Genomic DNA, 24,947 nt, shown 5'->3' with positions numbered 1-24,947 from the left:
CGGCGATGGGCAGGGTCATCGTGATGAACCACGTGACGCTCGACGGCGTCATGCAGGGTCCCGGCCGGCTGGATGAGGATACGCGGGGCGGATTCAGCGACGGTGGCTGGGCGGTGCCGTACGCCGACCAGGCGACGGTGCAGAAGATGGGCGAACGGATGGGCCCGGACCACGCCTTCCTGCTCGGGCATAGAACCTACGGGCAGCTCCTCGAGTCATGGAACGCCCAGGGCGGGCCCTTCAAGGAGGCCCTGAACAACACGCCAAAGTTCGTCGCCTCAAGGGACCCGGAAACCAGGCTGGAATGGCCCAACTCCACCCTTTTGCACAGTGACGTTCCCGCGGCCGTAAAGGAACTTCGGGAAGGCTTCGCCTCCAATCTCGTGATCATGGGCAGCGGCGTACTGATCCGCGCGCTCATGGCGGCCGGGCAGATCGACGAATACCTGCTCATGATCCACCCGGTCGTCCTGGGCAACGGGCAACAGCTTTTCGCCGGCGGCGCCAAGGCCCGGCTGCGGCTCATCGAAGCCGGGCATACAAGCACCGGCGTCCTCCTGGCCTTGTATACCCCGGACAGGCCTGATTAGGGACGCCAGCTGGAGCATGGGGCCGGAGCAGGAGGCACCGGGAAACCCCGGCGCCTCCCGACTCCGGACCAGGCGTCAGCGAGCACCGAGGCTGGCGAACTTGCGGGCCCGGTCGGCCACCAGTTCAGGAACCGGAACGCCCGCCACGGAGGCCAGCTCGTACTCGATGGCCTGCGCCATCCGGCTGCAGAACTCGCGTGGCTCCAAAGAGGCATCACCGCGTTCATCCACGATGTGGTCCACCAATCCGTTTGCGTACAGGGCGGCGACGTTCACGCCCTGCGCCTGTGCCATGGCCGGCGCGAACGCGGTGGTCCGGTGAACGATGGCACTGGCGCCCTCGGGGGGCAGTGGAGAAAGCCAGCTGTGCTGGGCCGCAATGGTCCGGTCCGCCGGCAGCAGGGCCAGGGCCCCTCCCCCGGCGCCCTGGCCAAGCAGCACGGAGACCGAAGGCGATCCCAGCCCGATCAGTTCGTGCAGCGAGCGCGCAATCTCCCCCGCAAGCCCGCCTTCCTCCGCCTCCTGCGACAGGGCCGCACCCGCGGTGTCGATGACGGTGAGCAGGGGCAGGCGCAGCTCCTCCGCCAGCTTCATTCCCCGGCGTGCCTCGCGCAGCGAACCGGGCCCCATGCCGGCGGCGTCCTTCCGCAACGGCCGCGCGTGTCCCAGCACGATGCACGACTGGCTGCCGAAGCGGGCCAGGGCCAGCAGCAGCCCCGGGTCCTTCTCCCCCTGCCCCGTCCCGTTCAAGGGCAGCGCGTCGACGGCGCCGAATTTCAGCAGCTGGCGCAGGTCGGGCCGCCGCTGCTGCCGGGAGATCTCGATGGACGTCCAGGCATCAACGGTCGAAGGCCGGATATTTAGGGTCTCGGGCGGGGCAGGCACCGCTGCGGCCGCGCCTTCCTTCGCGGAGAGGATGTCCAGGGCCCGGCCCACGAGGTCGGCCAGGTTGCCGGGTTCCACCACGCCGTCGATCAGTCCCTTGTGGAAGAGGTTCTCCGCCACCTGCACGTTCTCCGGGAACGGTTCGCCGTAGAGCGCCTCGTACACCCGCGGGCCCAGGAAGCCCAGCAGTGCGCCGGGCTCGGCCACGTTAATGTGCCCCAGGGATCCCCAGGACGCCATGACGCCGCCGGTGGTGGGGTGCCGGAGGTAGACCAGGTAGGGAAGCCCGGCCTGGCGATGGGCCCGGACGGCGCCGGTGATCTTCACCATCGACAGGAACGCAAGCGTCCCTTCCTGCATCCGTGTCCCCCCGGACGCAGGGCCGGCCAGCAGCGGCAGGCCCTCCGCGGTGGCGCGTTCGACGGCGGCAACAATCCTCTGTGCCGCCGCGTGGCCTATCGACCCGGCCAGGAAGGAGAATTCGCTCACGATCAGCGCCACCCGGCGGCCGCGGATGAGGCCCGCACCGGTGATCACCGACTCGTCGGCGCCGCTGCGTTCGCGGGCCCTGGCCAGGTCGCGGGCGTACTCCTCGGACAGGACCGGCTGTTCCGGCTCCGTGTCCCAGGAGATGAACGAACCGGGGTCCACCACCGCATCCAGCAGTTCGGTCGCTTTCAAGTGCCGCACCTTCTCCGCCGTCGCCACGTTATTCTGCCCCGGGAGCCGCGGAAGCGAGCCCCAGCCACTCCCGGATTGCCGGCCCGTCCTCGTTGAGCAGCGGCGGGGCGTCGTGGTGCTTCACCGTGGTTTCCGCTGCGTCGCCGGGGGCGAAGAACCGCAGCGGCGGGCCGGGCAGGCTCACCTTTCCGAGCAGTGGATGCTCAACATCCACTACCAGCCCCTGGGACGCCACCTGCTCCCAGGCGTACACCTCCTCCAGCGAGCGGACCTTCCCTGCCGGGATCCCGGCGTCGTTCAGTTTTTGCAGCAGTTCCTCCGCGCCGTACGCGGCGAAAGCGCCTTCGACGGCGGCAATCACCGCGGCGCGGTTCCGCACTCTTTCGGCGTTGCTGGCAAAGCCCGGGGCGGCCGGGTCCAGGCCGAATGCCGCGGCGAACGATTGCCAGAGCTTCTCGCTGCCCACGCTGATCTGGACACTCCCGTCCTTGCAGTTGAACAGGCCGTACGGGGCGATGGACGGGTGGTGGTTGCCCTGGGCCTGCGGAACCTCACCCGCGATGGTGGTCCGGGTCCCCTGGAAGGCATGGACCCCAATCAGGGAGGCCAGCAGCGAGGTCCGCACCACCTGGCCCTGCCCGGTCCTGTTCCGCTCCACCAGCGCCGCTAGCACGCCGAACGCTCCGTTCATGCCGGAGAGCAGGTCGGCGATGGGGACGCCCACGCGCTGGGGGTCGTCCGGCCCGGATCCGGTGAGGGACATCAGGCCGGCCTCGCCCTGCAGGATCTGGTCGTAGCCGCTGCGCTGGGACTCGGGCCCGTCATGGCCAAAGCCGGTGATGGACAGGATCACCAGGCGCGGGTTGAGCTCATGCATGGCGGCGGTGGAGAAGCCCAGCCGGTCCATGACGCCGGGCCGGAAGTTCTCGATCACCACATCTGCCCGCTCCAAAAGCCCGCGCAGCACCTCCTGGCCATCGGCGCTCTTCAGGTCCAAGGTGATGGATTCCTTGTTGCGGTTGCAGGACATGAAGTAGGTGGACTGCAGGTCGTCCTCCGGGCCGACGAAGGGCGGTCCCCAGCCGCGGGTGTCATCGCCCGTACCCGGGTTCTCCACCTTGATGACGCGGGCGCCGAGGTCCGCCAGCATCATGCCGGCGTGCGGTCCGGCCAGGGCCCGGCTGAGGTCGACGACGGTGTGCCCGGCCAGGGGGCCTTGGCGGTTCTCGGTGCTCATGTTCTGGTTTCCTTTCTAAAAAACAGGCGGTGTTGGGGTGCGGTGGCGGTTAGAGCCAGCCGGGGACCACCAATGCCAGCCATGCCAGGACGGGTCCGGCCACAATGACGATTCCGCTGTAGCCGAGGATCCGCTTGTAGAACTGGTCCTTGTCCACGCCCTCCGGGGCGTTGGCGAGCACCAGCGCGCCGTTGGTGGAGAACGGCGAGACGTCCACGATGGTGGCGGAGACGGCGAGGGCGCAGATAACGCCCACGGCGCCGATTTCGCCGGTGGACAGGAAGGGGACGGCGAGCGGGATGAGCGCTGCCAGGATGGCCGTGGAGGAGGCGAAGGCGGAGACGATGGCGCCGATGAAGCAGATGATGAGGGCTGCCAGCAGCGGCATTCCCATTCCTGCTACGCCGCTGGACACGAACTCGATGGTGCCGGCTTCCTCCAGCACACCGACGAACGTCAGCATGCCGCAGATCAGCAGCACGGTGGACCAGCTGATCTTGTTGATGGCGCCCTTCTGGGCTGCGGGCGAGACCAGCGCCAGCACGATGGCGATGGTGATGGACACGAAGCCGACGTCCATCTTGAAGCCGAGGGCCACGACGGCCAGCACGATCAGGCCGGCGATGGTGACCAGTTGCGGGATCCGGTCTTTGCGCTCCTTGGTTGCAGCAATGCCGTCGCCGGCGGGGTCCCGGGGGCCGTACATGCCGGAGCCAAAGCCTTTGAAGGGTACGTCGCCGCCGGGCGCCTTGGCGCCGACGCTGACGGCCATCCGCGCCTCGGCCGCCTGCTCCACGAAGTGCCCTACCTTGGAGGACATCAGGTTCTTGCCACCGAGGACCACGAAGAGCACGAGTGCAATGACCAGGTTGAAGATGAGGCTTGAGAGGAACAGGGCCGTGGGGCTGAAGGCGAGGTCGGTCTTGGCCAGGATGCCGTTGACCGTGACGCCGTAGACCGCGATGGGCGAGAAGCCGCCGGCCTGGGCGCCATGGATCACCATCATGCCCATCAGCAGCGGACTGATCTTGTACTTGCCGGCAAAGCTCAGGGCGATGGGGGCAATGATGGCGACGGCGGCGGGAGACAGGGCGCCCACGGCGGTGATCACTGCGGTGATGGCGAACATCACCCACGGAATGAGGGCCACGCGGCTGCCCACCAGCTTGACCGCGCCGCGGACCAGCAGGTCAATGGTGCCGTTGTTCTGCGCGATGGCGAACAGGTAGGTGACTCCGACGATGGTCAGGAACAGGCCACCGGGGAAGTTGGCCAGGATTTCGTTGGTGGACATGCCCAGCACCACGGCGCCGAGCAGGAAGGCGCCCACGAACGCGAGCGCGCCCATGTTGAGGGGCAGGACGGTGGCGAGCAGGAACATCGCCGCCAGGATGATGATCGATAAGACAGGAGCGGACATCGTTGGTTCTCCATTGGGGTGCGAGGAGTGTGACGTGAGTTACTGGCTCACTGGACTAGCCTCTTAGACAGTGAGTCTATCTGTCAATAGACGAAGCAGGTATCCTGATCCGGTACGTCCGAGGGAGGGCTTTGTGGAGAAGACAGCACGGCTGGGCCTGGAGCGGGTCTCGCGCCCGCGCCTTTATGAGCAGCTCGTGGAGCAGATCCTTGCCTACATCGAGTCCGCCCACCTGAAGCCCGGGGACCTCCTTCCGGCGGAACGCGACCTCGCCGAGCGGCTTGGGGTTTCCCGCGCCACCCTGGCCCAAGCGCTGGTGGCCCTGGAGGTGCTCGGCGTGATCGACGTCCAGCACGGCACCGGGGCCGTCCTGGCCCGGCGGCCCAGCGTTGCCTCGGTGGTCAAGGGCCTGCGCGAGCACCAGAGCCGGCTGCCGGAAATCGTGGAGGCCCGCAGCACCCTTGAAGTGAAGCTGGCAGCCTTGGCTGCAGAACGCAGGACCGACGCAGACCTTGCCGCCATCGACAACGCCTTGGACGTCATGTCACAGGAAATCAACGACGGCGACCGCGGCGCCCAGGGCGACGAACTGTTCCACCAGGCCATCACCGCCGCGGCACACTCCTCAGTACTGGCGCAACTGATGGCCTTCATCGCCGAGATGATCCTGGAAACCCGGATGGAGTCGCTGGGCCAACCGGGGCGGCCCGAGCAGTCCCTCGCCTCGCACCGCAAAATCGCCGAGGCGATCCGCGCGCAGGACGCGGACGCCGCCGCGAGCGCCATGTTGGCGCACATCGAACTCGTCTCGGATGTGGAACTGCTCCGCTAGGCAGCAAAGCAACGCCCCGTTAGACAACTCCCCGCCCCACAGACCAGTCCCCCCGCCCTTCGCAGGGGAATTGACCATCCGGTGGGGACTTTTGAGTACCGGGCTAAAAGGTGCCGGGCTAGAACGTGCCGGTATTCGACCCGGTGGTGGCCGCGACGGTCACGCCAATGATAAACAGCAGCCAGACTGCGCCGTAGCCCAGCAGGCAGAGGTAGCCCAACACCAGGCCGGTGATGGACATCCCCTTGCCTCCCGGTTCACGGCGCAGGGCCAGGTGGCCGGTGATGATGGCGGCGAACTGGGGAAGCAACAGCCAACCCATGATCACCGAGGCGATTCCGCAGACCATGCTGGCGATGCTCAGGGTCTTCGGCTCGACAGCCCTGCCGTAGTACGGCTGGCCAAAGTACTGGGGCTGGCCATACTGTCCCTCGTTGTACTGGCCGTACTGGCCCTGGTTGTACTGGGACTGGCCGTACGGCGGTTGCCCGTAGGGGGACCCCTGGTTCTGGGCCGGCGGCTGGTAGCCGGGCCATGGTGAAGAACCGCTGCGCTGGTAGTCAGGTCCCTGGGATGGCTGGTTGCTCATGATTTCTCCCCTGTAAATCTGGCTACAGCCTACTTCAGTGCAGCGCCAGGCGGATGGCCAGGACCACCATCAGCACACCGATGGCCCCGTCGATCCACCGCCAAGTGCGGGGACTGCTGAGCACTCCCGCCAAGGCCCTGGCCCCGTACCCCAGGCCGGAGAACCACAGTACGCTCCCGGTCACCGCGCCGGCGGCAAAGATCCAGCGCAGGTCCGGGCTCTGCTGGTTGGCCAGGCTGCCCAGCAGCACCACGGTGTCCAGGTAGACATGGGGGTTGAGGAAGGTCAGGGCCGCGGTGGTGGCAAGCACCGAATTCTTCGACCGGGGCGCCTGCTCGGCCAGGGCGGAGGGCTTCACCGCAGCCACGAAGGAGCGCACCGCAAACCACAGCAGGTAGGCGGCCCCCGCCCAGCGCAGGACTTCCAGCACCTCCGGGAAATGGGTGACAACCGCTCCGATGCCCGCGGTCCCGCCGACAATCAACAGGGCGTCGCCGGCCATGCACACGGCCACCACCGCGCCGATGTGCTCCCGGCGGATGCCTTGGCGCAGCACGAAGGCGTTCTGTGCACCGATGGCCACGATCAGTGCCAGGCCAGTCAGCATTCCGGTTATTCCTGCGGTCCACATAGGTACGACGGTAGGATCCTGTGCGATATGCAGGCAAATAACGGATTCTTGGGAATCATTAGGATTGCTTCATGAATTTGGAGCATCTGAAAGCGCTTGTGGCAGTTGTCGACGAAGGGACGTTCGAGGCAGCAGCTGACCTGCTTCGGGTCACCCCCTCTGCGGTGAGCCAGCGGATCAAGGCCCTCGAAGCCTCCGTGGGCCAGGTCCTGGTACGCCGCCGGCTGCCCTGCACCGCTACCGACGCCGGTGCCCTGCTGCTGCGGATGGCCCGCCAGGTGCAGGTACTGGAGGCGGAGACCTCGGCAGCGCTAGGTTCGGGACTGAACATCCGGGCCCATCTGCCGATAGCCATCAATGCGGATTCACTGGCCACCTGGTTCGTCCCCGCCCTGCACCAGGCCGCAGGCTGGGAGGACTCCACCATCGATCTCCACGTGGAGGACCAGGGCTACAGCAGCCAGCTGCTCCGCGACGGCGACGTCATGGGGGCCGTGACCTCGGACCCTGTTCCCGTGAGCGGCTGCCGGGTGGAGCTACTGGGCTCCATGCGGTACATCCCGGTAGCTGCCCCGGAACTGCGCCAGCGCTTTTCCACCTCCCGGGACGTGGACTGGGCGGCGATGCCGGTCCTGAAATTCAATACGAAGGACGACCTGCAGCAGCAGCTGCTCGCCGCAAGAGACGTGCAGCAGCTTCCGCCCACGCACACCGTGCCGTCCTCCCAGGGATTCCTCGCCGCGGTCACAGCCGGGCTGGGCTGGGGCATGATCCCGGAACTCCAGCTCACCGATGAGCTGGCAAACGGCGCCCTTGTCCGGTTGGAGGACACTGCCTACCAGGATGTGGGGCTCTACTGGCAGGCCTGGACGCTCGATTCCGAGCGGCTCAACCGGCTCAGCGAGGCAGTGCGCAGCGCCGCCAAAGACCACCTGCGGCCCGGTGATCCACAGGAAGCTACCGGCCCAAGTAGGGCAGGATATAGACGGCGAAAATAACGAAGGCCGCCAGCAGGGCCAGTTTCCCTCCGCTGGTAATGCCGTGCTGCTGCGCTTTGCCGTTCCGGCCGTGGCGGACGGGTCCCCCGGGGGTTCCTGCCCGGTGTCCCGGAGCCGCCTGCCGGCTTTCCGCGGACTTTCCTGCCGGCGTTCCCTTTGCAGTTCCCTTCGCAGGCAGGGCCCGGCCGGCCGGGTGCCTCGACACACTTCGGCTCCGGTCCGCGTCCTCGCCTGAACCCGGCTTTCCCCGCGGGTTGGCCGAGGGGCCGGCGGGCGGAAGTGCTCCAGCCGGCCGCACCACGGTTCCCGGCCGCACGTTCCGAAGGGCAGTGATGCCCGGCTCCTGCTCATGGGTGAGCTGCTGGCCCAGGTGCGCGTACACACCTACGACTGCTTGCTGGTCGAGTACCTCCGGGAGCGCTTCGATGGCTCCCACCAACCGCTGGAAACCGGCCACGGCAACGTCCGAGTCGGTCACCCCGAACAGGTCCGGCTGCGCGGCCATGCAGATGAGCGGCCGTACCAGCCTGCGGTGCGGCGGAGCGAGCACGGAAGCCACGGCGGCACATTGGGCCAGCGCGCCTTCCACGGCCTGGGTCCGGGCGTAGCGGCCCTGCCAGAGTACGCCGGACGCCACGCGGACTTCTCCGGTCCAGTTCTTGGAATCGACCACCACCACCCCGCCGGGACCCACCAGGACGTGGTCCAGGTTTGCCTTGGGGCGGCCCGGCCAATGGACATCGTGCAGCACGTACCAGCCGCGCGGCACCAGCTCACGGAGCTTGTCCGCGACCACCCGCTCCCCCACGGCCCCGGCGTCCCACGACTTCGTGGAGCGTTCGGCCTGGTCGAGCCGGCGCTTCAGCCGCGCGACGCGCTCGGCCGCCAGCCTGGACTGCTCCGCTGCCCCGTCTCCTGCCCCCATCGGACGTCCCCGTTTCCTTGCCGGAACGGACCAAGGCGGCAGGCCGCCGTCGTCCGTTCCCTTCGCTTGTTTTCGTGGAATTTTTCCGAAATTAGCAGTGCGGGAAAGGCCCGGTATATAGGTACTTTCGGGCCTGTGTACTCAGGCGGACTACTTGGGTGCGGGCGTCATGCCGTGTCACAGGGTCCGGATTTTGGGCGGGTCGTTTTGCCTCCTGCCAGGTTCTGGCATGCTGGAGCCATGGCTAGCCGCGCGGGCACAGTTGCCCAACCCCAGGACCTTGTTGACATCACTGCGCTCCTTGACGCGTATTACGACATCACACCGGACCTTGGTGATCCCGGCCAGCGCGTGGTGTTTGGAACATCCGGCCACCGCGGTTCCAGCCTCAAAGCCTCCTTCAACGAGCAGCACATCGTGGCCATCACCCAGGCGATCGTTGAATACCGCGCGGCGCAGGGCGTCACCGGCCCGCTGTTCCTGGCCAAGGACACGCACGCACTGAGCGAGCCGGCGCAGAACTCGGCGCTGGAGGTGCTGGCAGCCAACGGCGTAGAGGTCCTGGTGGACGCCCGCCACGGCTACACCCCCACCCCGGCGCTGAGCCACGCCATCCTCACCTACAACCGCAAGGCCGCGCCGGGTGCACCGCAGGCGGACGGCATCGTGGTCACCCCCAGCCACAACCCGCCGGCCGACGGCGGCTTCAAGTACAACCCCCCGCACGGCGGTCCCGCGGACTCCGACGCCACGGGCTGGATCGCCAACCGCGCCAATGAGTTGCTGGAAAACGGGCTGCGGGGCGTGAAGCGGGTCCCGCTGTCGGAAGCCCAGGCGGCGGACACCACCGGCAAGTTCGACTTCCTGAGCAGCTATGTGGATGACCTTCCGTCGGTCCTGAACCTGGACGCCATCCGCAACGCAGGCGTCCGGATCGGTGCCGACCCCATGGGCGGCGCCTCCGTTGACTACTGGGGCGAGATCGCCGAGCGCCACCACCTGGACCTCACCGTGGTGAACCCCACCGTGGACCCGCAGTGGGCGTTCATGACCCTTGACTGGGACGAGAAGATCCGCATGGACTGCTCGTCGCCGTCGGCCATGGCCTCGCTGATCCAGCGCATGTCCGACGCCGCGGCGTCCGGCCAGCCCGCCTTCGACGTGGCCACAGGCAACGACGCCGACGCGGACCGGCACGGCATCGTCACCCCCGACGGCGGCCTGATGAATCCCAACCACTACCTCGCCGTGGCCATCGACTACCTCTACCGCAACCGCAGCGGCTGGAACCCGGCCTCCGTGGTGGGCAAGACCCTGGTGTCCTCTTCCATCATCGACCGGGTGGCGGAGAGCCTGGGCCGAAAGCTCGTCGAGGTCCCGGTGGGCTTCAAGTGGTTCGTGCCCGGCCTGCTCTCGGGTGAAGGGGCGTTTGGCGGCGAGGAATCCGCGGGAGCGTCCTTCAACAAGCTGGACGGCACCGTGTGGACCACGGACAAGGACGGCATCCTGCTGGCCCTGCTCGCTTCCGAGATCACCGCCGTCACCGGCCAGTCCCCGTCCCAGCTGTACAAGGGCCTGACGGACCAGTTCGGCGCCCCGGTCTACGCACGGATCGACGCCGCGGCCACGCGCGAGCAGAAGGCGAAGCTGGGCAAGCTTTCCGCTGCGGACGTCACTGCCACGGAACTGGCCGGCGAAACCATCACCGCCAAGCTCACCGAGGCCCCGGGCAACGGCGCACCCATCGGCGGCCTGAAAGTGGTCACCGAGAACGCCTGGTTCGCTGCCCGCCCGTCCGGCACCGAGGACGTCTACAAGATCTACGCCGAGTCGTTCAAGGGCGAGGAGCACCTGAAGCAGGTGCAGGCCGAGGCCAAGGCCCTGGTGGACAGCGTCATCGCCTAGCTTTCACGTCCCGGCTCCACAGCCGGAGGATGCGCCGGATCGTGTGGTCGCCGTCGGGAGCCATGTCCACCAGGGCAATACGGTCAAGCACGACGGCGTCACCCGGGTGAAGGCGTTTAGCTTCAGTAACTGCGCTGGTTGGGTTGGTGCTGGCTTGGTTGGTTGCCGCCTGGTGGGACACGTGCGGGCGGTAGCCGGTCAAGGTGTGGTGCGGGGTGAGGATCCTGCCGCCCGCATCCGCCACCACCTGCACCAGCTGCTCGTGCAGTTCCTGCAGCGCTGGATGCGGTTGCACAAGGTTGACGGGGACGGAGCCGTTGCGGCCGAAGCCAGCGTCCTTCCCCACTGTCAGCCCCGCCCCGAGCGCGGTGGTGGCGGCAGCGGCGGCGAGCCCGGCGATGCGTTCGGCGACGTCCGCACTGTCCTGGCTGCCGGCGTCGAACCTCACCAGGGTGATGTGGAGCGGCCAGTCCGTCCGCGGGAAAACCTGGCCCTCAGCCACGGGCTCCACGAAGGCCACAAAGATCAGGTTCCGCATCGGCATAGCCCCAGTTTCCCACCCGCCCCTTAAACAGCGATGCTCTATCAGTTATGGTCCCCATTCCGGGTGGATAGGGACCATAACTGATAGAGCATCGGTGAGCTGCAGAAGTTAGACGGTGCGGACGGCCTCGTCGTAGGAGAACTTGGGCTTTGCCTCGCCCCAGGCCTCTTCACCGGGCTGGCCGATGTTGACCACCAGGAAGCTCTTCTGGTCGCCGGCCGGGAAGAATGCGGCGTCGATGGCATTGAAGTCGGCGCCGGTCATGGGGCCGGCGGCGAAGCCAAGCGAGCGGACGGCCAGAATGAAGTAGCCGGCCTGCAGGTGCGCGTTGTTGTTGCCGGTGGCGGCAGCCAGGGCGGGGTCGGCGTCGTACATCGCCTTGGGGGCGTTGTATCCGGGGAGGAAGCTGTCCCACTTACCGGCCCAGTCGGTGTCGAAGCTGAGGATCGCAACGAGCGGGGCGGAGGCGGTCTTGGCCTGGTTGCCGCGGGAGAGGGAATCCACCAGGGTGGCGCGGGCCTCGGGCGAGCGGACGTAGGTGACGCGCAGCGGCTGGGAGTTGAAGGCGGTGGGACCGAACTTGGTGAGCTCGTAGATGGCCTGGGCCTGTTCTTCGGTCACCTCGCCGGTGAAGGAGTTGGCGGTGCGGGCCTGGGCGAAGATGGCGTCCACGGCTGCCGAATCGATAACCGCTTCGTCATGGGCAATGGTCATTGGCTTACCTTTCGCTGTGCCGCCCGCCTGCCCGGGTGGCCTCTGTTGCTTTCCATAGTTGCAACTTCAAGTGCTTTCCTCCTCTTCCCGTGACGCCGGGTGACCTTGGACACAGCAGGGCTGCGCGAAAAACTTGGCGGTATTCTTGAGCGAGTTGATCTTCGCCCCCTCGCGGCACCCCCTGAAAGGCATTCCTTCCCATGAGCATGCTCGGAATCAAATGGAAGCTGCACGGCACCGGCAAAAACATCAAGCCCGGCCAGGTGGTGGCCCCGGATGAGCGGTTGGCGTGGCCGCTGACCGTCGGCGTTGGAATGCAGCACGTGGTGGCCATGTTCGGCGCCACCTTCCTGGTTCCCATCATCACCGGGATGCCGCCGGCCACCACACTGTTCTTCTCCGGCATCGGCACGCTGCTGTTCCTGGTGATCACCAAGGGCCGGGTTCCCAGCTACCTGGGCTCAAGCTTTGCGTTCATCGCCCCCATCACCGCGTCCCAGGCGCAGTTCGGCGTCCCCGGAGCCTTGGGCGGCGTGGTGCTGGCAGGCACCACCCTGGCCCTGGTGGGTGCGGTGGTGCAGAAGTTCGGCGCCGGCTGGATCAACCGGCTGATGCCGCCCATCGTCACCGGTGCCATCGTGGCGCTGATCGGCCTGAACCTGGCCCCCGCCGCCAAGCAGAACTTCGACGCCGCCCCCATCACCGCCCTGGTCACTTTGGTGACCATCATCCTGGTCAGCGTCCTGTTCCGCGGGATCCTGGGCCGGCTCAGCATCCTGGTCGGCGTGGTGGTGGGCTACATCGTGGCCATGCTCCGCGGCGAGGTGAAGTACGACAAGATGGACGCCGCCGCCTGGGTAGGCCTGCCGCACTTCCAGACCCCCGAGTTCCACATCGGCGTCCTGGGGCTGTTCGTCCCCGTGGTCCTGGTGCTGGTGGCGGAGAACATCGGCCATGTGAAGTCGGTTGCGGCCATGACGGGGCAGAACCTCGACGGCGTCTCCGGACGCGCGCTGATGGCCGACGGCGCCGCCACCATGCTGGCCGGCTTCGGCGGCGGCTCCGGCACCACCACCTATGCGGAAAACATCGGCGTCATGGCGGCCACCAAGGTGTATTCGACGGCGGCCTACTGGGTGGCGGGCATGTTCGCCGTCCTGCTCAGCTTCTCCCCGAAGTTCGGCGAACTGATCGCCACCGTCCCGGCAGGCGTGTTGGGCGGCGCGGCCACCATGCTCTACGGCATGATCGGCATCCTGGGCGTGAAGATCTGGGTCCAGAACAAGGTGAACTTCTCCAACCCCATCAACCTGACCACAGCCGCCGTCGCCCTGATCATCGGCATCGCGGACTACACCTGGACCATCGGCGACCTGAAGTTCACCGGCATCGCCCTCGGTTCCGCTGCCGCACTGGCGATCTACCACGGCATGAAGGCGATTGCGAACGCACGGGGAACCGTGGCCGAACCCGAAACGGAACAGGGCGTCCTGCCTCCCGCGGCCAAGGCCGCGATGAAGGCAGCCGCGAAACGGGCACCGAAAAAGCGATAAGGCCCGAACGCCGCGGAGGGGCGGCTCCGGGGCTGCCCCTTCAGGGTGGACGAACATCAGGCACTACCTTTGGGGGACCATGCTTGAGAACACCGCACGTCCATCGCAGCCGCCACCGCCGGCAGCCCATCGCCACGTCCAACAGGCGGACCTGCCATCGGAGCAGATTTTCGTTTCTTCAACGCCAGGGACAGTCACAGGCTGCTATCCCTTGCGCTCATCGCCGCCCTGGCTGCAAGCGTCGTAGCGGCGATACTCTCAGCGTTTCAACCCGAATACGGGCTTCTGCTGGCCGTTCCCGCCGTGGTGGCGGGGTTCCCTGCGCTCATGGCTCTGGCCCGGGACGCCCGCAGGTCGTGACGCCCGCCTGGTAGAGGCGGGCGTCACGACCAGCGGCTCCGGCTTTGGTGACGCCAGGTGAATGGAAGCTAGGCCGCGTGCCCTTCCGGTGCGGGACCCCCAGCCATGCCGGTGGGCAGGCCCGCGACGGGGTGGCCCGGCGGGAACGGACCCGGACGGCCAAGGCCGAACACCGGACCGGGCAGCGGCCGCTTCGCTGCCAGGGAGTCGTCGGACTGGTGGGGACGCAGCCGCTTCAGCACCCACGGCACGAAATACTGCCGCGCCCACACCAGGTCCTCGGCCCGCGCCTGCGTCCACCCGTGCGCCGGAAGCGGCCGCGGCTGGAGCGGCTTGAGCGCGTGTGCCACGCCCAGGGCGTTGAGGGTGGCCACGGCAACGGAATGATGGCCCAGCGGGGACAGGTGCAGCCGGTCCGGGTCCCACATCGGCGCGTGCTGGAGCTCCGGCAGGCACCAGAGGTCAACCATGATGGCGTGGTGCCGGGCCCCGATCCTGTGCAGGTGCTCGTTGTAGATCGCCACGCGGCCGCGGATCTTGCCAAAGACCGGAGTATTCCCCCAGTCGGGGCCGGCGTACAGCAGCACCGTGGCACCCGTTGCGGCCAGGACGCCTACAGCCTCATCGATCTTTTCCGCCAGCTTGTCCGGGTCGCCGTGGCGGAACACGATATCGTTGCCGCCGCCCGACATTGCAACCAGGTCGGGTTTGAGTTCCAGGGCCGGCGCCAGTTGCCCGTCGAGGATCTGCCTCAGCAGCATGCCGCGGATGGCCAGGTTGGCATAGGCGAAATCAGGCTGGCCGGCGGCCAGTTCCTCCGCCACCCGGTCGGCCCAGCCCCGCAGGCCGCCCAGGCTGTGCGGTTCGGGGTCGCCAATTCCTTCGGTGTAGGAGTCCCCCAGTGCGACGAACCGGTGCCAGGGGTGCCCGGCCGGTCCTCCCTCAATCGAACGCAGCTCCTGCTTCTCGATGGTCATGCCGTCCTCCCTTCTGCAGCGGACGGGGGTTCCTTCCCCGCCGCAGCGTCCTTGCGGGGCGACGTTCCGGTTGGAAAATCACGCCCCGCCGCCGACGGCCGCGGGAGTTCCGACACGCCGTCGTACGTTTCCTGCCGCAGCCCCGAAGGCTGCCCGGCCCCGCGGTCCATGCCGCTGGGGGCCACCACATTCAGTGCCGCGTCCCGGAGGTCCAGTTCGTGGTGCAGCGCCTGCGTCTGCAGGAACCGCAGCGCCCCCTCTCGGGTGAGTCCGTATTCGTTCATGAGGCTGCGCACCGCAAGGTCCACCAGGACCAGGGAGCTTTGGACGACGGCGAGACCCGCCGTTGCTTCCGCGCGCTCGGCCACCCGGACCACAACACGCAGCGCCCGCGCCACCTGGCGCGCATAGCTTTGACTGTGCACCAGGTCGTCGCTGGTGAAGGTGTGCGGAGACGGCGCGTAAAGATTGATGGCAGCACTGGTGGCGCCCTCGGTGAGGATGGGGACCGAGAGCAGGGACTGCACGCCGTGGACGGCCGCGGCGCTGGAATACCCGGGCCAGCGCCGGTCCCGGCTCAGGTCCGACAGCAGGACGAATTCCCCGGTGCGCACGGCTTCCATCACGGGCCCGTCGGCGAACGAGCATTGCTCCCGGTCCGCTTCGCGTGCCTGCTCGGTGCTGGCCGCGAGGGTGCGTGCCTTGCCCAGGCGAAAGAGGGTGGCTGCCCAGCTGATGCTGCGGCGCTCACCTTTGATACCCGCCATGAAATCGCGGGTCACTTCCCAGAGGTAGTCTTCAACGTCCTTGCTGTCGAAAACCGGCTCCGGGGTAACTGGAAGCGGTCCCCAGCCAACCTGCCCCGTGGGATCAGCGGCCATGCTCCAAGCCCTGCTATCAGCGCGTCGGCCCACTGCAAAACCTTTGCTCTAAGAATACGACCCCAAACCGCCTTGGTGGGGAATAGCGGGGAAACAAGGGGGATTCACCGGGTTAGGGATGAGCGGCGCGCCGGTGTCCCTTCCGCCGGCCCCGCTGCGCAGTAGCATCGGGAGAGGGAACGCCGAATACTCCCTGCTCACCTGGGTACCTGTCCCTGAGCAAGGGGTCTTGGAGCATCCATGCCAGCACGGAAACGAGCAACGGAAAGAGGAGCTTATGCGGGAGCCGGGCACCAGCGAGCGTACTTCGGAAGCGGATGAGGCCGTGGAGGCCAACGTGGAAGTGGAAGAGGACGCGGCGGAGCCGTCACCGGACCTTGAGGTCACGTTCGACGAGCAGTTCTTCGCGGCCCGCCCCAAGGCTCTGCGTCCCATCGCACGCAGGCGGCAGTTCGTAGGCAGCAAGCCGTCCTTCGAGTTCGACGGGCGCAACGCCGCCTACGTCGAATGGCTGCGCAACCAGGCTATGCTCGGGGACGCCAACACGCTGGCACGCCAGCTGTCCGGGCAGGCCAGCATGTGGCAAAACTCGTACGCGCACCCAAACCCGCGTGCCGCCGTCGAACGCGCCTCCGTGTGGTTTACCGCCTACCCGTTGTCCTTCATCACCCCCACCGGCCAGTCGTTCCTCTCCGCCCTGGGGGACCCGGAGATGTGGAAGGCGTTCCGCGAGATCGGAATCCGGGGCATCCACACGGGACCCGTGAAACTCGCCGGCGGCATCAGCGGCTGGTCCCACACGCCCAGCGTGGACGGGCACTTCGACCGCATCAGCATGGCCATCGATCCGGTTTTCGGCACCGAGGACGAGTTCCGCAGGATGTGCGAGGTGGCTGCTGAGCACGAGGGCACCATCATCGACGACATCGTCCCCGGCCACACCGGCAAGGGGGCCGACTTCCGGCTCGCCGAAATGAACTTCCGGGACTACCCCGGCATTTACCACATGATCGACATCCCGGAGGAGGACTGGAACCTGCTCCCGGACGTTCCGGAGGGTGCCGACTCGGTCAACCTCAGCCCCGACGCCGAGCAGGCGCTGCAGAAGGCCGGGTACATCATCGGCCGGCTGCAGCGCGTGATCTTCTACGAGCCCGGGGTGAAGGAAACCAACTGGAGCGTCACCCGGCCCATCGTGGACACCACGGGCAAGACCCGCCGCTGGGTCTACCTGCACTACTTCAAGGCCGGGCAGCCCTCCATCAACTGGCTGGACCCCACCTTCGCGGGAATGCGGCTGGTGGTGGGCGATGCCCTGCACTCGCTCGTGGACCTTGGCACCGGTGCGCTGCGCCTGGACGCCAACGGCTTCCTGGGCGTGGAAAAGAGCGCGGAGGAACAGCCCGGCTGGTCTGAAGGCCACCCGCTATCCGAGGCCGCCAACCAGCTCATCGGGTCCATGATCCGCAAGGTGGGCGGGTTCTCCTTCCAGGAACTCAACCTGACCATCGACGACATCAAGGCAACCTCGGAGTCCGGACCGGACCTCTCCTACGACTTCATCACCCGGCCGGCGTACCACTACTCCCTGGTCACCGGCGATACCGAGTTCCTGCGGCTGACCCTCCGCCTGTCCCGGGAAATCGGCGTCGACCAAGCCTCGCTCGTGCATGCCCTGCAGAACCATGACGAGCTCACCTACGAACTCCTGCACTTCGCTGCCGGGCACCGGGACGAGATGTTCGAGCTCAATGGCGAAGAGCTGACCGGCGCCCAACTGGCCGAACAGATCCAGCAAACCCTGCGGGACCGGCTCACCGGCGAGAATGCGCCCTATAACGCGGTCTTCACCACCAACGGCATTGCCTGCACCTCGGTCAGCTTCATCATGGCCGCCCTGGGGATCCAGGACCCGGACGCCGTCACTCCGGAGCAGGAAGCCCAGATCCGCGACGTCCACCTGCTCCTGGCCATGTACAACGCCCTGCAGCCCGGCGTCTTCGCGCTTTCCGGCTGGGACCTCACCGGCATCATGGCCCTGGACCGCGGCAGGGTCCGGGAACTTACCTCCCAGGGCGATACGCGCTGGATCAACCGCGGCGCGCACGACCTCATGGGAACCAGCCCGGACGCCACCACCTCATCGGCCGGGATGCCGCGGGCCCGCAGCCTCTACGGACCGCTGCCTGAACAGCTGAAGGACCCGGACTCGTTCGCGCGCCGGCTGCAGCGGATCCTCGCCGTCCGGGAGGACAACGGAATCGCCACCGGCACGCTGCTGGACGTGCCGGACGTCTCCAACCGTGGCGCACTGGTGCTGGTGAACCGGCTGAAGGACGGCGCCCTGCAGGTGACGGCGCTGAACTTCTCCGGGCAGGACATCGCCGGCAGCATCCAGTCCAACGAACTGCCGTCCGGAGCCAACGTCCGGGACCTGTTCAGCGGTGAGACCGTGGGGCAGGTGGACGATCTGCACAGCTTCTTCCTGGAGCTTCCCGCCTATGGCGGAACCGCGCTGCGCCTGACCGAAGCCCCGGAGGCGGAGGCCTAAAGCCACGGGTGGCGCCGGGAATCCCCCGGCGCTACCCGGCTGCTGCGGCCGTCAGCGTCGCCTCGATGATGGCCGGCGACAGGACGTACTGGGTGACCAGCTGGCTTGCCCCGAGCACGCCTGCATGGGCGCCGGCCCGCGAAACGTTGATGCGAAGGTGCGAGGTGGCCAGGGGCGGAGAACGCCGGTACACCACTTCGCGGATGCCGGCCACCAGGTGCTCCCCCGTCTCGCCGACACTGCCGCCCACCACGATGACGGACGGGTTGAGCAGGTTGACCACGGTGGCCAGCACCTCGCCGATGTCCCGCCCGGCCTGGCGCAGGGCCTGGATGGCCTGCAGGTTTCCATCGGCGGCGAGCCGGAGCACATCGGCGCCTACTGCCACATCAAGTCCCTGATCCTGCAGGGAGCGCACGACGGCGGGACCTGACGCGAGTGCCTCCAGGCACCCATAGTTCCCACAGGCACACAGGACGTCAGCGCCGCGCGCCACCTGGACATGCCCCAGGTCGCCGGCTGTGCCGTTGGCACCGCGCTGCAGCTCCCCGTTGCTGATGATTCCGGAGCCGATGCCGGTGGCCACCTTCACGAAGAAGAAGTTGCTGTGCTCGGGCCAGTGCGCGGACTGCTCCCCCAACGCCATGATGTTCACGTCGTTGTCCACCAGCACGTGGACCGGCAGTGAGCGCTGGACATAGCTGACCACGTCGAACCCGTCCCACCCGGGCATGATGGGCGGCTTCACGGGCTTGCCGGTGTCGTGTTCCACCGGGCCGGGCAGCCCGATGCCAATCCCGGCGAGTTCCCCCACGCTGCGTCCCACCGAGGCCAGCAGCTCCTTGCCCTGCGCCACCACCCGGTCCAGCACCACCTCGGGCCCGTCGGCCACCTGCTGCGCAAGCCGGTGTTCGGCAAGGATGGTCCCGCCAAGGTCCGTGACCGCCACGATGACATGCGTGGCACCCACATCCACGGCCAGCACCAGGCGGGCTGAAGGGTTGAAGGCAAAGCGCGACGGCGGCCTGCCGCCGCTGGAGAGGGCCTCCCCTGCCGGACCCACCAGGCCGGACAGCATCAGTGCGTCAATCCTGGAAGCGACGGTGGAACGGGCCAGCCCGGTGGTCAGGGCCAGCTCGGCACGGGTGCGTGCCCTGCCGTCCCGGAGCAGCTGGAACAGGTCGCCCGCCCGTGACAGGCTGCCGACGTCAGCGTCCTTCGCGGCCTGTTTCCCCGTGGCTTGAGTCATGTCTAAGTCATAACACTCTTACTTACTGCTGTCATCACGGCAGAAGAATGACGCGCAACAGACAACTTTTGCTTGACGCGCGTCATAAGTCGTCCTAGGTTGTGACTCACGGCACATTCGAGAATCCAATGCCTGGCATCGGCTGCAGTGATGGCCCCGCACTCCCCGAGTCCGCTTACAAAGAGGTAGGAACTTGTCCCAGCACGCAGCGCCCGCAGACCGGCCCCTCGGCGTCGGCATCCTCGGCGCCGGACCGGTCACGCAGGCCATCCACCTCCCGGCCCTGGCGCGCCTCCAGGACATCCTGGAGGTGCGGCACATCATGGATGTGGACCCCGCCGTCGCCTCCTCCGTGGCCGCCCGCGTCGGCGCGGTGGCCGGCACCAGCATGGACGCCCTGCTGGCGGATCCCGCCGTGGACATCGTGGCGATCTGCAGCCCGCACCAATTCCACGCAGACCAGGTCATTGCCGCCTGCAGGGCCGGCAAGAAAGCCGTCCTCTGCGAGAAGCCGTTTGCCATGAATGCTGAAGAAGCGGCGCGCATCTCGGCCGTCAGCACCGAAACCGGCGTTCCGATCGTCGTCGGGGCCATGCACACATTCGATCCGGGCTGGCTGGCGGCCGAACAGAACTGGGGCGACCTTCCGGAGCAGGTGCACACCATCCGCTCTTCGATCGTGTTGCCGCCCAATGCCCGGTTCGAGGACTTCGCTACCGAAATCATCACCCGGCCCGCCGCCGGCAGCCCCGACTATTCGGATATCGAAGTCATCAAGGGCGCACTGCAAGGCGGGATCATGGGGCTGGCCATCCACGACCTTCCCCTGGTGCGCCGGTTCACGCCCGACTTCGCGGACATCGAGGTCCTCAACGTGTTCCACGTCCGCCCGTTCGGCTACGCAGTTTCGCTCCGCACTCCCACCCGCGTCATCGAACTGCGCGCCGTCATGAATAGCACCTGGAAGCCGGAATGGACCTTCGAGGCCATCGGGGATGATGCTGCGCTGCATATCGACTTCACGCCGTCCTACGTCCAGGCGGGGTCCGCCGTCGCCACGATTTCCCGTGGCAACGGGAGCGAAACCAGCGTTTTCGGCCCGTATGGCCACAACGGCTACGAGGGCGAATGGCGTGAACTCGCCGGGCTCGCACGGGGAACCCGCCCTGCCCCTTCCGCCCAAACCCTGATTGACGACCTCACGTTCGCCCTGGCCATCGCCGAGGCAACGGTGGCAAGCGCCGCGGCAGGACACGCCGGCGCCGCAGAAGAAGCAGGAGTTTCGGCATGAGCGGCCAGTACACAGTTGCGGCGGCCCCCGTGGCCCGGGAAGCCGGGGCCGTCACCCCAACCATGGCTTCCCTGCCTGAAACCTTCGGCCCCGCCCAGGACACCCAAGCGGGTACAGCGGACGTGCTGGTGGTTGCAGGCGTGCCGGGTTGGACCGCCGAGGCCGCGAGTGCCGTCGCGGCGGGTACGCGGGGAATCGTGGTGGCCAACCCTGTTCCCGAAGACACCACGCAACTAGCAGCCGCGGCAGGCGCCGCAGGAACCGCCGTCGTCCTTGACCTCCGCTGGGCTTCCAACCCGGCCCTGGTGGGCGACGCCACGGAACCGGACGCCCGCGACGCGGTGCGCAGCGCCGCAGGCACCGCGTCACTGCTGGACAGTGTGGCGACGGCGGCTCAAGGCACTGATCCGCAGCGGCTCCTTGCCGACCATCTCGCCTCGCTGCTGGCCGTTTGCGGGCCGCTTGATGCCGTGCGCGTCCTGCGCCGTGGTGCCACCGGGTACACGGTGGGCGGCAGGCTGGCCAACGGAGCCCCGTTCACCGCCCAGGGCGTGCTCACCCCCGCGCGGGCGGCCGGCGTCGACATCCGCCTCTACACCGCCGACGGCGGGGTGAGCGTCCAGGTTCCCGATCCGGGCGCCGCCTGGCCCGCCGAAGTCCGGGTCACCGGCCCCCAAGGTGAGCTTTTGCTTCCCACGCTCTACGAATCCGCCCACCGGTCTGCGTGGCGGCGCCTGAAGGACCATCTTCGCGCCGGCACCAGCCCGGACGATCTGGCCGGGTTCGCCCGGCTGACCGACCTCTACACAACCCTCGCTGCCACGTAACCAGCCCTACCGATACGCAACCGAAAAAAGCAGTCCAGTCCCACCTCCACTCTCAACGATGAGCAGGACCGCACCAACCGCGCACAGCGCAAGCGGTCCCGAAAGGACACATCATGAACGCAACTTCCGAACAGCGCCGCTCCTTCTCCCGGCGCGGTTTCCTGGGCCTGACGGCTGCCGCTGCCGCAACACCCCTCCTCGCGGCCTGCGGCGGCGGTTCGGCCTCACAGGGCGGCGGCGGAGGCGGAGCCGGCGGGACCGTGAAGTTCTGGGACATGCCGTGGGCAACACCGGCGTACAACGACGCCGCCAAGGGCATCGCGGAAGGTTTCAACGGTGCCAACGGCGCCAAGGCGAGTTACCAGATCATCCAGTGGAACAACTTCTACCAGACCTTCTCCTCGGCAATCGCGTCCAAGACCGGCCCGGCTGTGTCCACGGGCGGCGGCTTTCAGGCCTTCCAGTTCGAGCAGCAGGGCCAGATCGCCTACGCGGACAAAGTCATCGAGAAGCTGAAGGCCAACGGCCAGTTCGACGACTTCCTGCCCGGCGTACTGGACCCGTTCAAGTCGGACAAGGGCTACGTGGCCGTCCCGTGGCAGCTGGACATGCGCGTCTTCTGGTACCGCAAGTCCCTGTTCGAGAAGGCCAACGTGGCACTTCCCACGGACTGGCCGTCCCTGCTGGAAGCCGGCAAGGCCCTGAAGAAGGTGGGAGCGTTCGGCTTCACCACCGGCGCCGGTGCGGGCAACAACTACGCCAACCACTCCATGATCATGATGATGGTCAACAACGGCGGCGGTGTCTGGAACAAGGACGGCGAGCTGGACCTGATGAACGACCGCAACGTTGAGGCCATGGAGTTCGTCCTGGAACTCGTGTCCAACGGCATCATCGATCCCGCCGCAGTCAGCTACACCACGGACAACATGTCGGCGCAGTGGAAGGACGGAAAGGCAGGCTACGGCCTGTTCCAGGTGAACGTGCCGCAGCGTGTCGGCGACACCTCGGGCGACCTCCTGGTAGCTGACCCCATTAAGGGCCCGCACGGCGACAAGGCCACCATCGTGTTCCCGAACAACATCATGATGTACACCAACACCCCGTCGCAGGACGCCTCGGAGGAGTTCCTGGTGTACTACCTGGGCCAGCTCAAGCAGCTGTGGCAGAAGAAGCTGATGTCTGCCCTGCCGGTCTTCAAGTCGATCACAGAGATTCCCGAGTTCGCCAACGACCCCAACAACGTCAAGATCGTCAAGGACTGGCAGCCCATCGCCAAGACCTTCGCTGCCCAGGGCAGCAAGCTGAACGCCAACCTCGCAGCGCTCGACGGCGGGCAGGCCCTGAACCAGTTCAGCCAGACCATTATCACCGGGAAGTCGGACGCCAAGACCGCCCTGCAGACCTTCCAGTCCGGCCTCGAATCGGTCCTGAAGAAGTAGGACGTACCGCCCATGTCCAGCGCCACCACCCAGTCCGGCCTGTCCCGGGCCCGCCGCGGGGTTGCCCCCGGCGGGTCCGGGCCCGTCCCCGGAAAACGCAAGAGCAAGCTTTCGGCGCAGGCCACCAGGACATTCTTCTGGCTCCTGCTCCCCTCCGTGGTCCTCCTTGTCCTGATCCACGGTTACCCCCTGATCTATGCCGCCGTCCAGGCGACGCACGACGGAAACCTGCTCCAGACCGGCAACTTCGTGGGCGGGCAGAACTTCGCCACCGTCCTGACCTCGCCGGCGTTCTGGAAGGCCGCCCAGTTCACGCTGTGGTTCACCATCGTGGGTGTCTTCGGATCCTGGCTGGTGGGGCTCGGCCTGGCCCTGCTCCTGCGCACCAAGATCCCGGCCGCCGGCACGTTCAAGGTCCTGCTGCTCCTGCCCTGGGTGGTGCCCATCGTGGTCTCATCCACCGCATGGAACTGGCTAGTGGCCACCCCGGACAGCCTGATCCCGTCGCTGTTCCGGAACCTGGGCATGGGCACCCCGCTCTTCCTGGCCGACCCCAACCTAGCCTCCATCACGGTGATGGTGTTCAAGGTCTGGGTCAGCTTCCCGTTCATGATGATGATGATCTCGGCCGCGCTGGCGTCCGTGGACACCACCGTCTATGAAGCAGCGAGCATGGACGGCGCCAGCCGCTGGCAGCAGTTCACCCAGATCACCCTGCCGCTGATTGCCCGCTCCACCTACATCAGCTGGATCCTGATGACCATCTTCTGCGTCAACGACTTCCCCACCATCTACCTGCTCACCGGCGGCGGCCCGGTCAACGCCACCACATCCCTGGTGGTCCTGGCCTACCGGACCGTGTTCCAGGACTTCGCCACCGGCCCCGGCGTGGCCATCGCCTTCCTCATGACCATGACCCTGGTGGTCATCTCGGTCATCCTGTACCGCCAGATCCGAAAGTCGAGCGTCGAATAATGAGCGCAGTCCTCCACGCCCATCCCGAATCCGGCCCGTCTCTTGGCATCGATGCCGGCAAACGGCGCAGGTCCCTCTCCGAAGCCGGCCAGCGCGGCCGCTGGTGGCGGTTCGCCGCAATCCTGATCATCACCGGGATCGTTTTGGTGCCCATCATGGTCACGGTCCTGCTGGCCTTCACGCCCGGACCCAACAGCACCGCCACCGGCTTCACCTTCGAAAACCTCAGCAATGTCTTCTCCAAGACCCTGGCCGCCACCTGGCTGAAGAACAGCCTGGTCACCACGCTCTCCACCGTGGTGGTGTCCGTAGCCGTCGCCGCCCCGGCCGGCTACGTCCTCTCCCGCGGCCGCAGCAAGGCAGTCTCCGGCTACTCGCTGCTGCTGTTCGTGATGCAGTCGCTGCCCATCATCACCTCGGTGGTGCCGCTGTTCATCCTGTTCGCCGGCATGGGCCTGGTGGACAACCTCCTGGGCCTGACCATCATCTACGTCGGCTCCACCATGACCGTGGCCACCTGGATGATGGCGGCGTACTTCGACTCCATTCCCATCAGCCTCGAGGAAGCCTCGTGGATCGACGGCTGTTCCGTCTTCGGGTCCTTCACCCGGGTGGTCCTGCGGAACTCGCTTCCCGGCGTACTGTCCACCGCGATCTTCGCTTTCCTCCTGGCCTGGAACGACTACCTGGTAGCCATCGTGTTCCTGCGCTCGAACGAAATCTTCACCCTCCCCATGGGCGTGCAGTCCTTCTTCCAGCAGAACGCGACAGACTGGACTTCGGTCATGGCCCTGGCAGTCGTCATGATGCTCCCGCCCGTAATCGTCTTCGCCACCCTGAACAAATACTTCAGCGTCGGCGGCATCGGCGGCTCGCTCGCCGGCCGCTGA

The 24,947-nt window shown here is 67.0% G+C and carries 22 protein-coding genes; 11 read left to right on the top strand and 11 right to left on the bottom strand.

Features of this window, described 5'->3' with window-relative positions; genetic code table 11:
* Positions 1–5 precede the first annotated feature (5 nt).
* On the top strand, positions 6–590 hold the full coding sequence (locus JCQ34_RS00925; protein ID WP_286400912.1) for a dihydrofolate reductase family protein: 585 nt from the start codon (positions 6–8) through the stop codon (positions 588–590).
* 75 nt (positions 591–665) lie between these two features.
* Here JCQ34_RS00925 and JCQ34_RS00920 read toward each other — a convergent pair whose 3' ends face one another.
* The 3 genes from JCQ34_RS00920 to JCQ34_RS00910 are packed head-to-tail and all read right to left on the bottom strand — an operon-like array spanning position 666 to position 4,813.
* Complete coding sequence (locus JCQ34_RS00920) at positions 666–2,183, bottom strand: carboxyl transferase domain-containing protein (RefSeq protein ID WP_286400910.1); 1,518 nt, start codon at positions 2,181–2,183, stop codon at positions 666–668.
* 1 nt (position 2,184) lies between these two features.
* A complete protein-coding gene (locus JCQ34_RS00915; RefSeq protein ID WP_286400908.1) occupies positions 2,185–3,393 on the bottom strand; it encodes a CaiB/BaiF CoA transferase family protein in 1,209 nt (402 codons plus the stop codon).
* A gap of 49 nt (positions 3,394–3,442) precedes the next feature.
* Complete coding sequence (locus tag JCQ34_RS00910; protein WP_286400906.1) at positions 3,443–4,813, bottom strand: SLC13 family permease; 1,371 nt, start codon at positions 4,811–4,813, stop codon at positions 3,443–3,445.
* Between the two features lie 133 nt (positions 4,814–4,946).
* Between JCQ34_RS00910 and JCQ34_RS00905 the strand changes: the two genes are divergently transcribed.
* Positions 4,947–5,645: a FadR/GntR family transcriptional regulator gene (locus JCQ34_RS00905; RefSeq protein ID WP_286400904.1), complete on the top strand. Its 699-nt coding sequence runs from the start codon at positions 4,947–4,949 to the stop codon at positions 5,643–5,645.
* 118 nt (positions 5,646–5,763) lie between these two features.
* On the opposite strand, the gene JCQ34_RS00900 is transcribed toward JCQ34_RS00905, so the two are convergent.
* Both JCQ34_RS00900 and JCQ34_RS00895 read right to left on the bottom strand, forming a co-directional pair.
* Positions 5,764–6,234: a DUF4190 domain-containing protein gene (locus tag JCQ34_RS00900; RefSeq protein WP_286400902.1), complete on the bottom strand. Its 471-nt coding sequence runs from the start codon at positions 6,232–6,234 to the stop codon at positions 5,764–5,766.
* A gap of 34 nt (positions 6,235–6,268) precedes the next feature.
* Positions 6,269–6,841, bottom strand: coding sequence for a LysE/ArgO family amino acid transporter (locus tag JCQ34_RS00895; RefSeq protein WP_286400900.1), 573 nt, complete (start codon positions 6,839–6,841; stop codon positions 6,269–6,271).
* 95 nt (positions 6,842–6,936) lie between these two features.
* Here JCQ34_RS00895 and JCQ34_RS00890 point away from each other — a divergent pair, with 95 nt between their 5' ends.
* Positions 6,937–7,863, top strand: a complete 927-nt coding sequence (locus tag JCQ34_RS00890) for a LysR family transcriptional regulator ArgP (RefSeq protein ID WP_286400898.1) — start codon at positions 6,937–6,939, stop codon at positions 7,861–7,863.
* Here JCQ34_RS00890 and JCQ34_RS00885 read toward each other — a convergent pair.
* Positions 7,823–8,788: a nuclease-related domain-containing protein gene (locus JCQ34_RS00885; protein WP_286400896.1), complete on the bottom strand. Its 966-nt coding sequence runs from the start codon at positions 8,786–8,788 to the stop codon at positions 7,823–7,825. The two genes, JCQ34_RS00890 and JCQ34_RS00885, sit on opposite strands and share 41 nt — an antisense overlap.
* 240 nt (positions 8,789–9,028) lie before the next feature.
* Between JCQ34_RS00885 and pgm the strand changes: the two genes are divergently transcribed.
* On the top strand, positions 9,029–10,693 hold the full coding sequence (pgm, locus tag JCQ34_RS00880) for a phosphoglucomutase (alpha-D-glucose-1,6-bisphosphate-dependent) (RefSeq protein WP_286400895.1): 1,665 nt from the start codon (positions 9,029–9,031) through the stop codon (positions 10,691–10,693).
* Here the strand turns inward: pgm and JCQ34_RS00875 are convergent.
* Complete coding sequence (locus JCQ34_RS00875; protein WP_286404720.1) at positions 10,683–11,231, bottom strand: 2'-5' RNA ligase family protein; 549 nt, start codon at positions 11,229–11,231, stop codon at positions 10,683–10,685. The two genes, pgm and JCQ34_RS00875, sit on opposite strands and share 11 nt — an antisense overlap.
* A 114-nt stretch (positions 11,232–11,345) precedes the next feature.
* On the bottom strand, positions 11,346–11,951 hold the full coding sequence (locus JCQ34_RS00870; protein ID WP_286400893.1) for a malonic semialdehyde reductase: 606 nt from the start codon (positions 11,949–11,951) through the stop codon (positions 11,346–11,348).
* A gap of 200 nt (positions 11,952–12,151) precedes the next feature.
* On the opposite strand from JCQ34_RS00870, the gene JCQ34_RS00865 reads away from it, so the two are divergent.
* Positions 12,152–13,504 (top strand): uracil-xanthine permease family protein, encoded by a 1,353-nt coding sequence (locus JCQ34_RS00865; protein ID WP_286400892.1) that lies wholly within the window; start codon positions 12,152–12,154, stop codon positions 13,502–13,504.
* 428 nt (positions 13,505–13,932) lie between these two features.
* Here the strand turns inward: JCQ34_RS00865 and JCQ34_RS00860 are convergent, their stop codons facing one another.
* A complete protein-coding gene (locus tag JCQ34_RS00860) occupies positions 13,933–14,841 on the bottom strand; it encodes an SGNH/GDSL hydrolase family protein (RefSeq protein ID WP_286400890.1) in 909 nt (302 codons plus the stop codon).
* On the bottom strand, positions 14,838–15,722 hold the full coding sequence (locus tag JCQ34_RS00855; protein ID WP_286400889.1) for a GAF domain-containing protein: 885 nt from the start codon (positions 15,720–15,722) through the stop codon (positions 14,838–14,840). The genes JCQ34_RS00860 and JCQ34_RS00855 overlap by 4 nt, the downstream gene beginning before the upstream one ends.
* Before the next feature lie 277 nt (positions 15,723–15,999).
* Here JCQ34_RS00855 and treS point away from each other — a divergent pair, with 277 nt between their 5' ends.
* The gene (gene treS / locus JCQ34_RS00850) at positions 16,000–18,273 is read left to right on the top strand and encodes a maltose alpha-D-glucosyltransferase (RefSeq protein ID WP_286400887.1); all 2,274 of its coding nucleotides are present in this window, start codon (positions 16,000–16,002) and stop codon (positions 18,271–18,273) included.
* 31 nt (positions 18,274–18,304) lie between these two features.
* On the opposite strand, the gene JCQ34_RS00845 is transcribed toward treS, so the two are convergent.
* Positions 18,305–19,522, bottom strand: a complete 1,218-nt coding sequence (locus tag JCQ34_RS00845; RefSeq protein WP_286400885.1) for an ROK family transcriptional regulator — start codon at positions 19,520–19,522, stop codon at positions 18,305–18,307.
* 193 nt (positions 19,523–19,715) lie between these two features.
* Between JCQ34_RS00845 and JCQ34_RS00840 the strand changes: the two genes are divergently transcribed.
* The 5 genes from JCQ34_RS00840 (at position 19,716) to JCQ34_RS00820 (ending at position 24,947) form a co-directional block, all read left to right on the top strand.
* Positions 19,716–20,813 (top strand): Gfo/Idh/MocA family protein, encoded by a 1,098-nt coding sequence (locus JCQ34_RS00840; protein ID WP_286400883.1) that lies wholly within the window; start codon positions 19,716–19,718, stop codon positions 20,811–20,813.
* Positions 20,810–21,640: a hypothetical protein gene (locus tag JCQ34_RS00835; protein WP_286400881.1), complete on the top strand. Its 831-nt coding sequence runs from the start codon at positions 20,810–20,812 to the stop codon at positions 21,638–21,640. The genes JCQ34_RS00840 and JCQ34_RS00835 overlap by 4 nt, the downstream gene beginning before the upstream one ends.
* A 113-nt stretch (positions 21,641–21,753) precedes the next feature.
* The gene (locus tag JCQ34_RS00830; protein WP_286400879.1) at positions 21,754–23,082 is read left to right on the top strand and encodes an ABC transporter substrate-binding protein; all 1,329 of its coding nucleotides are present in this window, start codon (positions 21,754–21,756) and stop codon (positions 23,080–23,082) included.
* Between the two features lie 12 nt (positions 23,083–23,094).
* Positions 23,095–24,057: a carbohydrate ABC transporter permease gene (locus JCQ34_RS00825; protein WP_286400877.1), complete on the top strand. Its 963-nt coding sequence runs from the start codon at positions 23,095–23,097 to the stop codon at positions 24,055–24,057.
* A complete protein-coding gene (locus JCQ34_RS00820) occupies positions 24,057–24,947 on the top strand; it encodes a carbohydrate ABC transporter permease (RefSeq protein ID WP_142131714.1) in 891 nt (296 codons plus the stop codon). Before JCQ34_RS00825 ends, JCQ34_RS00820 begins: the two co-directional genes overlap by 1 nt.

This window comes from Pseudarthrobacter defluvii (assembly GCF_030323865.1).
Classification (GTDB): Bacteria; Actinomycetota; Actinomycetes; order Actinomycetales; family Micrococcaceae; genus Arthrobacter; species Arthrobacter sedimenti.
The sequence above is the reverse complement of the archived record's forward strand: the minus strand, read 5'-3'. Positions and strand labels throughout refer to the sequence as shown.